The 11879-nt window shown below is 63.1% G+C and carries 9 protein-coding genes; 2 read left to right on the top strand and 7 right to left on the bottom strand.

Annotated elements, in window-relative coordinates; all coding sequences use genetic code 11:
• Positions 1 to 6: 6 nt before the first annotated feature.
• The 3 genes from hppD to Q0974_RS03855 all read right to left on the bottom strand — a co-directional run bounded on the left by hppD (position 7) and on the right by Q0974_RS03855 (position 3726).
• Positions 7 to 1080 carry a 4-hydroxyphenylpyruvate dioxygenase gene (gene hppD, locus Q0974_RS03865; protein WP_299322861.1) on the bottom strand — a complete coding sequence of 358 codons (1074 nt, stop codon included), beginning with the start codon at positions 1078 to 1080 and terminating at the stop codon, positions 7 to 9.
• Positions 1081 to 1294: 214 nt separating this feature from the next.
• Positions 1295 to 2476: a CaiB/BaiF CoA-transferase family protein gene (locus Q0974_RS03860; protein ID WP_299322858.1), complete on the bottom strand. Its 1182-nt coding sequence runs from the start codon at positions 2474 to 2476 to the stop codon at positions 1295 to 1297.
• Positions 2476 to 3726, bottom strand: a complete 1251-nt coding sequence (locus Q0974_RS03855; RefSeq protein WP_299322856.1) for an acyl-CoA dehydrogenase — start codon at positions 3724 to 3726, stop codon at positions 2476 to 2478. The genes Q0974_RS03860 and Q0974_RS03855 overlap by 1 nt, the downstream gene beginning before the upstream one ends.
• A gap of 311 nt (positions 3727 to 4037) precedes the next feature.
• Between Q0974_RS03855 and Q0974_RS03850 the strand changes: the two genes are divergently transcribed.
• The gene (locus Q0974_RS03850; protein WP_299322854.1) at positions 4038 to 4517 is read left to right on the top strand and encodes a DUF4440 domain-containing protein; all 480 of its coding nucleotides are present in this window, start codon (positions 4038 to 4040) and stop codon (positions 4515 to 4517) included.
• Here Q0974_RS03850 and Q0974_RS03845 read toward each other — a convergent pair.
• The gene (locus tag Q0974_RS03845; RefSeq protein ID WP_299322851.1) at positions 4514 to 5698 is read right to left on the bottom strand and encodes an acetyl-CoA C-acyltransferase; all 1185 of its coding nucleotides are present in this window, start codon (positions 5696 to 5698) and stop codon (positions 4514 to 4516) included. The two genes, Q0974_RS03850 and Q0974_RS03845, sit on opposite strands and share 4 nt — an antisense overlap.
• Positions 5699 to 6019: 321 nt before the next feature.
• Here Q0974_RS03845 and Q0974_RS03840 point away from each other — a divergent pair, with 321 nt between their 5' ends.
• The gene (locus tag Q0974_RS03840) at positions 6020 to 7183 is read left to right on the top strand and encodes a serine hydrolase (protein WP_299322850.1); all 1164 of its coding nucleotides are present in this window, start codon (positions 6020 to 6022) and stop codon (positions 7181 to 7183) included.
• A gap of 9 nt (positions 7184 to 7192) precedes the next feature.
• Here the strand turns inward: Q0974_RS03840 and Q0974_RS03835 are convergent, their stop codons facing one another.
• The 3 genes from Q0974_RS03835 to Q0974_RS03825 form a co-directional block, all read right to left on the bottom strand.
• Entirely contained in the window at positions 7193 to 8812 is a 1620-nt protein-coding gene (locus Q0974_RS03835; protein WP_299322849.1) for an alkaline phosphatase D family protein, read from the bottom strand.
• Between the two features lie 64 nt (positions 8813 to 8876).
• Positions 8877 to 9677 (bottom strand): tryptophan 2,3-dioxygenase family protein, encoded by an 801-nt coding sequence (locus tag Q0974_RS03830; RefSeq protein ID WP_299322847.1) that lies wholly within the window; start codon positions 9675 to 9677, stop codon positions 8877 to 8879.
• Between the two features lie 60 nt (positions 9678 to 9737).
• The gene (locus Q0974_RS03825; RefSeq protein ID WP_299322845.1) at positions 9738 to 11828 is read right to left on the bottom strand and encodes a bifunctional (p)ppGpp synthetase/guanosine-3',5'-bis(diphosphate) 3'-pyrophosphohydrolase; all 2091 of its coding nucleotides are present in this window, start codon (positions 11826 to 11828) and stop codon (positions 9738 to 9740) included.
• Positions 11829 to 11879 lie beyond the last annotated feature (51 nt).

Here is an 11879-nt window from a genome sequence, read left to right as displayed (position 1 = left end):
CGAAGGCTAGGCTTCTTCTTTCGCGGGGATCACGCCGCGGTTGATCTGGTCGAGTTCGATGCTCTCGAACAGCGCCTTGAAATTGCCCTCGCCAAAGCCGTCATTGCCCTTGCGCTGGATGATCTCAAAGAAAATAGGGCCGACCATATTCTCGGTGAAAATCTGCAGGAGGAGGCCGCCGCCGGTTTCCGGCGCGCCGTCGATCAGGATCTTGCGTTCGCGCATCGCGTCCACGTCATGGCCATGGCCCGGCAGACGCTTGTCGAGCAGGTCGTAATATGTGTCGGGCGTATCCTGGAAGCGTACGCCGCGTTCGCGCAGCGCATCGACCGTGCCGAAAATATCGTCGGTCGAGAGCGCGATATGCTGGATGCCTTCGCCTTTATAGTCGCGGATGAACTCCTCGATCTGCGAATGTTCGTCTTGGCTTTCGTTCAGCGGGATTCGGATCTTATCGTCCGGCGCCGTCATGGCGCGGCTGAACAGGCCCGTCGCCTGGCCCTCGATATCGAAATAGCGAATCTCGCGGAAATTGAAGATGCGCTCATAATATTCGGACCAGACGTCCATCTGGCCGCGGCGGAGATTGTGCGTCAGATGATCGAGCGTGTGCAGGCCGACGCTGTTGTCGTCCGCCGATGCGCCTTGCACGGGCTCGAAATCGATATCGTAGATCGTCGCCGCGCCGCGCTTGTCGACGAGATAGAGATTGGCGCCGCCGATCCCCTCGATCGCCGGGATGTTGAGCTCCGCCGGGCCGACTTTGCCTTCGACGGGCACCGCGCCGCGCTCCACAGCGAGATCGAGCGCCTTGGCGGCATCGGCAACGCGGAACGCCATCGCATTCGCCGAAGGTCCGTGGCTTTCGCGGAATTTCGCGGCCTGGCCATCAGGCTCCATGTTGAGAATGAAGTTGATGTCGCCCTGTGCATAGTGGCGGACATTTTTCGAGCGATGGTTGCCGACATGGGTGAAGCCGAGCTTCACGAACAGATCGGCCAGCGCTTCGGGATCGGGGCTTGTATATTCGACGAATTCGAAGCCGTTCAGGCCCATCAGATTTTCTTGCGTATCGGTCATGTGACTATTCCTGTAAAAGCGTGGGTTAGGCTCAAAGCCGCCAAGTTTTCACGGGATTTTCGGCGGCGAGCGTGAAGCGCGCGCACGGGGCGCGCAAAGGGCTAGCGCGCGAGCGAGCGGCTCAGCCGATGGACCGTCCAGTAAGCGTTGGAATAGCAATGTCGGTTCATACTGACAGATATAGCGCAGAAATCGCGATTTGTCAGCTTTTGGGTCAGATTATGCCGCTTGCCCGCAGCGCTTCGCGTGCGTCGGCCGATATGCCGAGCAACGCCTCAAGAACCGCATCCGTGTCCTGCCCCAAGGCGGGCGGCGGTATCGCTCCGTCCATCGGCGATGCGCCCAGCCGCAAGGGACTCGCGACCTGCGGCACGCCCTCAATCTCGTGACTGAGCCTGCGATGGATGGCTTGGGGCTCGGCGAAAGCCTCTTGAATCGTGTTGATCGGTCCATTGGGGACGTTCGCCTCGATCAGCGCTTCGGTCCATTCGGCCGTGGTGCGGGTTTTCATCGCTTCGGTGAGCGGCGGGATCAGCGTGTCGCGATTTTCGACGCGCGCGCCGTTGGTGCGATAGCGCGCATCGCTCGCCATTTCGCCATGGCCGAGCAGCGCGGCAAAACGCGCAAACTGGTTATCATTGCCGACCGCGACGATGATCCAGCCGTCTGCGGTCTCGAAAGGCTGGTACGGCACGACATTGGGGTGGGCATTCCCCGTGCGGCCGGGCGCTTCGCCAGAAACGAGGTAATTGAGCGCCTGATTGCCGAGACTCGACAGCGCGACGTCGAACAGCGCGATATCGATATGCTGACCTTCGCCCGTCCGTTCGCGCTGGTATAGCGCGGCTAGGATCGCGGCGGCGGCGTTCATGCCGGTGGTGAGATCGACCATTGCGACGCCCATCCGGCGCGGCGGGCCGTCCGCATTGCCGGTGATCGACATGAAACCGCTCATCGCCTGAACCATAAGGTCGTAGCCGGGTTTGTCCGCATCGGGGCCGTCCTGTCCGAAGCCGGTGATCGAACAGCAGATGAGTTTCGGATTTTCCGCACGCAGGCTTTCGTGATCGAGGCCATATTTCCTGAGACCGCCGCGCTTGAAATTTTCGACGACGATATCGCTCCGCGCGGCGAGATCGCGGATCAGCTTCTGTCCCTCGGGTTTCGCGATATCGATCGCGACCGATTTCTTGTTGCGGTTGGCGGCCAGATAATAGCCGGCCGTGCGGTCCTCGCCGTGCCAGGGCGGTCCCCAGCCGCGCGTATCGTCGCCGACACCGGGTTTTTCGATCTTGATGATCTCCGCGCCCAGATCGCCGAGCATCTGCGTCGCCCAGGGCCCGGCGAGCACGCGGGAAAGGTCGAGGACGCGAACGCCCGACAGCGCTTTCGTCATTAGCCGGTGAAGGCCTGAATGCCGGTGATCGCGCGGCCGAGGATCAGCGCATGGACGTCATGCGTGCCCTCATAGGTGTTCACCGTTTCGAGATTCACCAGATGGCGGATCACGTGATATTCGTCGGCAATGCCGTTACCGCCATGCATGTCGCGGGCGTTGCGCGTGATATCGAGCGCTTTGCCGCAATTGTTGCGCTTGATCAGGCTGATCATTTCCGGCGCCCATGTGCCTGCATCGATGTTACGCCCGACCGCGAGCGCGGCGTTGAGCCCGAGCGCAATTTCCGTCTGCATGTCGGCGAGCTTCTTCTGCACAAGCTGGGTCGCGGCGAGCGGGCGGCCGAACTGCTGGCGTTCGAGCGTGTAGTCGCGCGCGCGGTGCCAGCAATCCTCGGCCGCCCCCATCGAGCCCCAGGCGATGCCGTAGCGTGCCTTGTTGAGGCAACCGAACGGGCCGCCCAGTCCTCGGGCATTTGGCAGCTTATTCTCTTCCGGCACGAAGACTTCGTCCATCACGATCTCGCCGGTGATCGAGGCGCGCAGGCTCATCTTCCCTTCGATCTTCGGGAAAGACAGGCCGTCCATGCCGCGCTCGACGATGAAACCGCGAATCACGCCGTCATCGTCCTTGGCCCAGACGACGCCGATATCGGCGATCGGCGAGTTGGTGATCCACATCTTCGCGCCGGTCAGGCTGTATCCGCCATCGACCGATTTGGCGCGGGTCTTCATGCTGCCGGGATCGGAACCCGCATCGGGCTCGGTCAGTCCGAAACAGCCGACCATTTCGCCGGTCGCCAGCTTAGGCAGATATTTCTCGCGCTGTTCCTCGGTGCCATATGCGTGGATCGGGTGCATGACGAGCGAGGACTGGACGCTCATCGCCGAGCGATAGCCGGAATCCACGGCTTCGACCGCCCGGGCGACAAGGCCATAGGCGACATGGGATACGCCGGCGCAGCCATAACCCTCGATCGTACAGCCCAAAAGGCCGAGTTCGCCGAGCTCGTTCATGATTTCGCGGTCGAACCGTTCTTCCCGAGTCGCGGTCAAAACGCGCGGCAGCAGCTTTTCCTGCGCATAATTGCGCGCCGTGTCATACACCATCTTTTCTTCGTCGCTGAGCTGGCTTTCGAGCAGAAAGGGGTCGTCCCAGCGATAGGTGAAGCTTGGCTTTTCCGCTGACTTTACAGGGGTTTCGATATTCACTTCGGGTTCCTCGAGCTGATCCTGGGGCGGCATTAGCATAGTGCGCGGGCCAGCGCGACCATTCTGCGGGGGCGCCATTGTCGCGCAAATGCGTGATGTGCGTCACATGCGGTTCATCGGTTTTCGGCAATAAGGGGGCATCCGGACAGGGGCGCAACACGCGAATTTGTTCGGCACAAGCCATCATGGGATGACCCGGTTTTATGCGACCCGGCCGGGCTTTCCATGGTGGCTTGACCATTTTTGGGGTTCCGCTCAGCCTCCTCGTCGACCATCGCGATGTGTTTGTCGAATAGCGTTGTCGCAGCGCGCATCGAGCCGATGTGATGCGACGATAAGCGGAGGCGCATATGAAAATCATCACCGGGGCCGCTCTGTTGTCGGCATTGATCGTCGCTTCGCCGGCGGCTGCTAATGACCGCGCTGCGGACGAGGCGCAGCTGCGGCATATCAAGACGGAGACTTGGCCCGGCTTCTACCGCAATCAGGATGTCGAAGGCCTGTCCGCCTATCTCGCGCCCGGTTTCGTCAACATCGCGCCGGATGGATCGGCGAGCGAGCGCGCGGCGGAAATCGGCTGGGTGGCCGAGAACCAGTGGAACCCGACCAACTTCCGTTACATCGTCGACCGGATCGACTGGTTCGGGCCCGACCTCGTGATGGTAACGGGGCGAGGCCTGAGCGAACGGACGGACGAGCAGGGCCGCCCGTGCGATCACAGCTATGCCTCCACCAATATGGTTCGCCGCGCGCCGGATACGGCCTTAGGCTGGCAGGCGCTTGCCAGCCATGTCTCGGGAACGCGTTGTGTCGTTCGCGTGGAGGACTAGACCAGTTCCACCGCCACGGCAGTCGCCTCGCCGCCGCCGATGCACAGGCTTGCGACGCCGCGCTTGAGGCCGCGTTTCTCGAGCGCATTCAGCAGCGTCGCCATGATCCGCGCGCCCGACGCGCCGATCGGGTGGCCGAGCGCGCAGGCGCCGCCATTCACGTTGATCTTGTCGTGCGGGATGCCGAGTTCCTGCATCGCAATCATCGCGACCACGGCAAAGGCCTCGTTGACCTCGAACAGATCGACATCGTCGACGCTCCAGCCGGCCTTGTCGAGCACCTTGCGGATCGCCGGAACCGGGGCCGAGGTGAACTTGCCGGGCTCGTGCGCATGGGCGGCATGGGCGATAATCCGCGCCTTGATCGGCATGCCTTTCTCGTTCGCGACGCTCTCGCGCGTGAGTACCAGCGCCGCCGCACCATCGGAGATCGAGGAGGCGTTGGCCGCCGTCACCGTGCCATCCTTGGCGAAGGCGGGGCGTAGCGTCGGGATCTTGTCGGGCCGGGCATTGCCGGGCTGTTCGTCGGTGTCGACGGTTTCGCTGCCCTTGCGCGTTTTTACCTCGACCGCGACTACCTCCCCGTCGAAAGCGCCGCTCTCGATCGCGGCATTGGCCCGCGACAGGCTCTCGATCGCATAATCATCCTGCCGTTCGCGGGTGAACTGATATTCCTGCGCGGCTTCCTCGGCGAAGCTGCCCATCAGACGCCCCTCTTCATAGGCATCTTCGAGCCCGTCGAGGAACATGGAATCCTTGATCGCGTCATGGCCGATCCGCGCGCCGCCGCGATGCTTTTTGAGGAGATAGGGCGCGTTGGTCATGCTCTCCATGCCGCCGGCGACGATGATGTCGGCGGTGCCGGCCTTGAGGGCGTCATGCGCCATGATAGCAGCCTGCATGCCGCTGCCGCACATCTTGTTGACCGTCGTCGCTTCGGTGGAGATCGGGAGCCCGGCACCCATGCCGGCCTGGCGCGCCGGCGCTTGACCGAGGCCGGCGGGCAGTACGCAGCCCATGAAAATCTGCTCGACATCGTCGCCATCGACGCCGGCCCGTTCGATTGCCGCTTTTACGGCGGTAGCACCCAGCGCGGGTGCTTCGACGGCGGACAGGCTGCCTTGGAAACCACCCATCGGCGTGCGGGCATAGGCGGAAATGACGATAGGATCGGCGGACATAGGCGACTCTCTGGCTCTGAAGGAAAGTGATGTCCTTCAGTTAAACCTTCGGCCAACGGCTTTCCAGAGCCGATACTCAACCTTTATTATGCGATGGCCAATACTCGCTATATTCTCGGACTGCTGAGACAGCGTTCCCTCAACCCGTCCTGATCGCTCGCACCGTCAATTTCGGCGTGATTACGACGAACCGACTCATCTTTGCGGCATGTTGTTGGTGGGCGCGGGCTTCGCTCATTCGCGCGCAAGCAAGCGCGGCCTATAGTCTGGTGCCAAGCGGCGGGCGGGGGCTTGCCGAATATTTGCGAGGGAATGTTCGCCATGCGTCAGAAATTTTCCGCCCGAATATCATTCATTTGCCGGCGTGTCCTGGTCGCAGGGCTGATTGCGCTGCCCGTTGCGGGTTGCGGCGGGATCATCCCTCAAGCTGCCGCCCAGAGCACCCAGTCGAACACGCCCTATGTCGCCCCGCCCCCTGCCGAAACGCGGCAGCCGACCCGGGCTGAAGTACCGCGCGGGCCGTCCCGCCAGCTCACGGATTCCATCGAAGCATTGGGCCGGGATTTCAGCGGCGAAGTCGGGATAGCGGTACGCGATATCGAAGAGGGCTGGACCGTATCCTGGAACGGCGAGCGCTGGTTGCCCCAGCAAAGCGTCAGCAAGACCTGGGTCGCGATGACCGTGCTCGACCAGGTCGATCGCGGCGAAATGTCGCTCGATCGCATGGTGCGCGTGCGACCCGAGGACGCGGTCGTCTTCCACCAGCCGATGCTCTCGCGCATGGGCAATGCAGGCTTTCGCGCGCCGATCCGCGAACTGTTCGTCCAGGCGATGACGCGCAGCGACAATCTCGCCAATGACCGTCTGCTCTGGCTCGCTGGCGGGCCGGAAGCGGTGCGCGCTTTCTTCGCGCGGAACAATCTCGAAGGCCTGCGCTTCGGACCCGGCGAACGCGAATTGCAGGCCGGGATCGCGGGGCTGACCTGGCGGCAGGCCATGGCCCGCGGCCGCGCCTTCTATACAGCCCGCTCCAATCTCGCGCAGAGCGTCCGGCGGGCGGCGATGGACCGCTATCTTGCCGATCCCGTCGATGGTGCGACCGCCAACGGTATGGTCGAGGCGCTGGCGCGGCTGGCGCAGGGCGAACTGCTATCCGAACAGTCCACGCGTCTGATGATCGATACGATGCGCGCCTCGCGCACCGGGCCGCAACGGCTGAGCGGCGGCGTACCGCGCGGCTGGCAGTTCGGCCACAAAACGGGAACCGGCCAGAATCTGAATGGTATGGTTGCGGGCTACAACGATGTCGGCATTCTGACGACGCCAGACGGGCGCAACTATGCGGTGGCCGTGCTGATCGGCAATACGCGGGTCGGCATCCCGACGCGGCAGCAATTGATGCAGCGTGTGATGGGGCAAGTCGTCAGCCACCATCTGCGCCGGCGATACGAACTGTTTACGGGCGGTATCCAGACCTCGGACTAGCGTTATTCGCTAGGCATCCAGCATCCGCGCGCCATGGGCGGCGCGCATCATGTGCCGCCCGGCGACCGCCGTGGAGCGCTCGCGGATCGTTTCCATGAACGTCCACTCTCCATGCGCGGCTTCCGGCGTCAGCGTGACGGTCAGATAACCGCGCTGCGATGTGTCGGCCCAGCGCATGTCCGGGCTCGCCTCCACCATCGCCTGCGCCAATGCGGAAGGCGGTATCTGGGGTAGCAGACCGTCGAAACCCGGTGACGTGACGCTCTGGCCCGCAAATTCGACGCCGACAGGCGCGCCATCCTGTTGCAGGTCATAGGCCCAGGCATTGTGCGTATCCCCGGTGAGAACCAAAAGATTGGCGTCGGCCTCTTGCGCCGCGCGGAAGAGGCGCGCGCGGGCGGCCGGATAGCCGTCCCAGGCATCGAGGTTGAGCGGCAGGCCGGCGCGCGTTGCGGCGGCGAAGAGGTTTGCGCGTTGCCGTACCAGTTCGTTCTCGCTGTTCGCGATTTCTTCGGCCAGCGGCAGCGGGAAATGCGTCCGGCCCATGACGACCTGCTGCGCGAGCACCTGCCAGCGTGTGCCCGATGCGGTCGAGGCGGCCATCTGCGCGCCGACCCAGGCTTCCTGCTCCGCACCCATGATCGTCCGCGCTTCGTCTGACCAGGGCCCGTCGCGAAAGGCCACGAGGTTGCTGGCCATGCCGCCGCCATCGCCGATTGCGGCGACATAATCGAGCTGTTGACTGCGCGCCGTGATCCGCGTTTCGGGCAATATGATCGTCGCCAGATCGCCGATCTGATAGCTGTCCCAAGGTGCGTCGGAGACGGGCATCCAGTCCCGATAGGCTTGCAGGGCCATCCGCTTGCGCGCCTCCCAGTCACCCTCGTCGGGCTGGTGGTTTTCCGCCCCGCCGACCCAAGGGTCGTTGGTGATCTCGTGATCGTCCCAGCGCGCGACCATCGGATAGAGGCGATGCAGCGCCGCGAGATTGGGATCGGCGCGGTAGGTCGCATAGCGCAGCCAATAATCGGCCAGCACCAGCGTCTCGTAGGACGGCATCAGATCGCGCCCGGCGAGCGCCTGCTCCTCGGACGGGTAGCGCCCCATTTCATATTCGTAGAAATAGTCGCCGGTATGGATCATCAGATCGACATCGTTGCGCGCGACTGCATGGCCGTAAGCGTTGAAATGGCCGAAGCGGAAATTGGAGCAGGAAAAGACACCGAGCCGGAACCGGCTGGTCGGGCCGTCGGGCAAGGTGCGGGTGCGGCCGATCGGCGAGGCTGTGCCGTCCGGTGCAACGAAGCGGTAGAAATACCAGCGATTGGGCGCGAGCCCGTCTACCGTCACCTTGGCCGTGAAATCATGCGCATTACGTGCCGGAGTCTCACCGCTTCCGACGATACGGCCGAACTCGGCGTCTTCGGCGACTTCCGCGCGCAATGTGGGTTCGCCTTCCGAGACATAGCGCGTCCAGAGCAGCACCGAGTCCGCCGATGGCTCGCCCGATGCAACCTGATGGGTGAAACCGCGCGCCGAAATCAGTCTCGCGCCTGCCGGTGTGGCGAGCGCGCCAAGCCCGAAAAGGCCGGTCTGCAGCAAGAGCCGTCTGTCCATCATGATCGTCATCGCGAATCCCTTTCTTTTTTGCTTCTTATCCCTTGTCAGCGTTGCAGCGCGATGACGGCGCGGGTCAAAGCTGCGTCCTCAGGCTCCATAACTCCGGAAAGGCGCGCTTCGACAGTGTCGATTGCAGATAGGGCACGCCAGCCGTGCCGCCCGTCCCCCGTTTGCCGCCGATGACGCGCTCGACCGTCACCACATGTTTGTGTCGCCAGCTTGCCATGGCATCGTCCATATCGACGAGTTTTTCGGCGAGTTGGTAGAGTTCCCACCAGCGCTCCGTGTCCCGATACACGGCCGCCCAGGCATCTTCGACCGCCGCGTTCGGCGTATAGGCGGTGGTCCAGTCGCGTTCGAGTACATCGTCCGGAATGGGCAGGCCCGCCCGCGCCGCCGCGCGGTTGGCCTCGTCCCACAGGCTCGGCGCGTTCAGCGCGGCGCGCATCGCCTGCTGTTCCGGGCTGTCTTCGTCCTGATGTTTGAGATGGCTGGTATCCTTGAGGCCGAGCATGAACTCGACCTGTCGGAACTGGGCGGACTGGAAGCCCGAACTCGTGCCGAGCACATTGCGAAAGCGCGTATAATCTGCCGGCGTCATCGTCGCGAGCACGTCCCAGCTCAACGTCATCACCGCCTGGATCCGGCTGATCCGCGCCAGTCCCTTGTACGCAGGCACCAGCGCATCCTCGCGAACCAGCGCCAGCGCCTGCTCCATCTCGAAAATAATCTGCTTGAGCCAGAGCTCCTTGGTCTGGTGGATGATGATAAACAGCATCTCGTCATGCCGCCCGGAAATCGGATGCTGGGCGGAGAGCAGCGGATCGAGCGCGAGGTAGCGCCCATAGGTCATATCATCGGATGATTGGGTCATGGAGCCGGACTAGCCGATTGCAGGCGGGTACCCAAGCCTCCTCACGTCGAGGCAGTTGGACTAAACCCGCTCCGCCTGGCTCACCACATCCGCAGCACGTAGCGCCGCGAGGATGCGCATCAGGTGGGCGCGGTTGTGGACCTCGATATCGACGTAGAAGCTGTGGAAGCTGCCGTCGCGATTTTCGAGCTTTACGTTGAGAATGTTGGCGCCGTGCGTGCCGTATATGCCGGCCATCACGGCGAGCGCGCCGGGTTCGTTCTTGAGGACCACTCGCATCGGCACGGTGCCGCCGTCAGACCCGTCGCCCCAATTGACGGCCAGCCAGTCCGCGTCGTTACCGTCTGCGAGCGTTTCGCAATCGATGGTGTGAATTTCGATATCCTCGCCCGTGCGCCTTATGCCGACGATCCGATCGCCCGGGATCGGGTGGCAGCATTGGGCGAGCTGGAAAGCGACGCCCGGGGTCAGCCCTTTGATCGAGATCGCCTGACCCTTGGGCGGCACGGCGCTGTGCAGATCGCCTGAGCCCATACCCGGCATCAGCGCTTCCATCAGCGCGCGATCGTCGATCTCCTTGCGCGCGATCTTCTCCATCAGCGCGTCTTCTTTGGCGAGCTTCAAGCGCTTCAGCGCGGCCTTGGTCGCACCGCGGCCGAGCGGGGCGGGGAGACGGGCGACGACCTGGTCGAACAGCTTGCGGCCGAGCGAGATCGTCTCTTCTTTCTCCTTCTGCCGGACGAAGCGGCGGATCGCCGCGCGCGCCTTGCCGGTGACGACGAAGCTCAGCCAGCCGGGATCGGGATGCTGATTGTCGGAGCGCAGGATGCGCACCTGATCGCCATTTTCGAGCTGCGTGCGTAGCGGCACGACCCGGCCGTTGACCTTGGCGCCGACCGTCTGTTTACCGAGATCGGTATGCACTTCGAAGGCGAAATCGACAACGGTTGCGCCCTTGGGGAGCTGGATCAGCTCGCCGGCCGGGGTGAAGGCGAAGATGCGGTCCTGATACATCGCCATGCGCGTATGTTCGAGTAGCTCTTCGGGGCTCTCGGTCGTCTCGAGAATCTCGATCAGATCGCGCAGCCAGGCCGCCTGCCCATCCGGGCGATCGCCCTGTTTGTAGCTCCAATGCGCGGCCAGGCCGTTTTCCGCCTGTTCGTGCATCGCCTTGCTGCGGATCTGGATTTCGATGCGCCGGTCCTCGCCATATTGGACCGCCGTATGGATCGAGCGATAGCCGTTGCGCTTGGGCGTCGAGATATAGTCTTTGAAGCGGCCCGGCACCATGTGCCATTTTTCGTGGAGAATGCCGAGCGCCTGGTAGCAGGCCGCGACATCGGGTACGATCGCGCGGAACGCCATCACATCGGTCAGCGTCTCGAACGAGACGTGGCGCTCGGCCATTTTCCGCCATATCGAATAGGGATGTTTCTCCCGACCCGTGACTTCGGCATCGACGCCATGGCTGCCGAGCACGAGCTTCAATTCCTCGGCGATGCGTTCGATCGTCGCCGCGCCCTCGCCCTCGCGCAGCCGCTCCAGCCGGGTCGAGATGGATTCATAGGCATCGGGCTCGAGATGCTGGAAGGCGAGCGTCTGCATCTCCTTCATGAACTCGTACATGCCGATCCGCTCGGCGAGCGGCGCGTAGATATCCATCGTCTCGCGGGCGATGCGGCGGCGCTTCTCCTCCTTCTTGATGAAGTGGAGCGTGCGCATATTGTGGAGCCGGTCGGCGAGTTTGACGAGCAGAACCCGGATATCACCCGACATGGCGAGCAGGAATTTGCGCAAGTTTTCGGCCGCCCGCTCGGTATCGGACTGGGCTTCGATGGTTGAGAGCTTGGTGACACCGTCGACGAGCCGCGCGACATTTTCCCCGAACAGATCTTCGATCTCGCCTTGGGTCGCGACCGTGTCTTCGATGGTGTCGTGGAGGATCGCCGTGGCGATGGTTTCGTCGTCGAGCCGCAGATCGGTCAGGATGCCGGCGACTTCGATCGGATGGCTGAAATAGGGATCGCCCGAGGCGCGCTTCTGCGTGCCATGGGCGTTGACCGAGAAGACATAGGCGCGGTTGATCAGCGCCTCGTCCGCGTCAGGGTCGTAACTTTTGACCCGCTCGATCAGTTCATATTGTCTCAGCACCCGGCCAAAATGGCCGGGTGCTGAAATAATGCAACCGATTTAACGGTTGCG

The organism is Parasphingopyxis sp., assembly GCF_028279465.1.
GTDB lineage: Bacteria > Pseudomonadota > Alphaproteobacteria > Sphingomonadales > Sphingomonadaceae > Parasphingopyxis.
The sequence above is the reverse complement of the archived record's forward strand: the minus strand, read 5'-3'. Positions and strand labels throughout refer to the sequence as shown.

What these genes read in the sequence shown, in the direction of transcription:
- hppD (WP_299322861.1), bottom strand. Translation starts at nt 1,080, where the DNA reads ATGACCGATACGCAAGAAAATCTGATGGGCCTGAACGGCTTCGAATTC.
- Q0974_RS03860 (WP_299322858.1), bottom strand. Translation starts at nt 2,476, where the DNA reads ATGACGAAAGCGCTGTCGGGCGTTCGCGTCCTCGACCTTTCCCGCGTG.
- Q0974_RS03855 (WP_299322856.1), bottom strand. Translation starts at nt 3,726, where the DNA reads ATGCTAATGCCGCCCCAGGATCAGCTCGAGGAACCCGAAGTGAATATC.
- Q0974_RS03850 (WP_299322854.1), top strand. Translation starts at nt 4,038, where the DNA reads ATGAAAATCATCACCGGGGCCGCTCTGTTGTCGGCATTGATCGTCGCT.
- Q0974_RS03845 (WP_299322851.1), bottom strand. Translation starts at nt 5,698, where the DNA reads ATGTCCGCCGATCCTATCGTCATTTCCGCCTATGCCCGCACGCCGATG.
- Q0974_RS03840 (WP_299322850.1), top strand. Translation starts at nt 6,020, where the DNA reads ATGCGTCAGAAATTTTCCGCCCGAATATCATTCATTTGCCGGCGTGTC.
- Q0974_RS03835 (WP_299322849.1), bottom strand. Translation starts at nt 8,812, where the DNA reads ATGACGATCATGATGGACAGACGGCTCTTGCTGCAGACCGGCCTTTTC.
- Q0974_RS03830 (WP_299322847.1), bottom strand. Translation starts at nt 9,677, where the DNA reads ATGACCCAATCATCCGATGATATGACCTATGGGCGCTACCTCGCGCTC.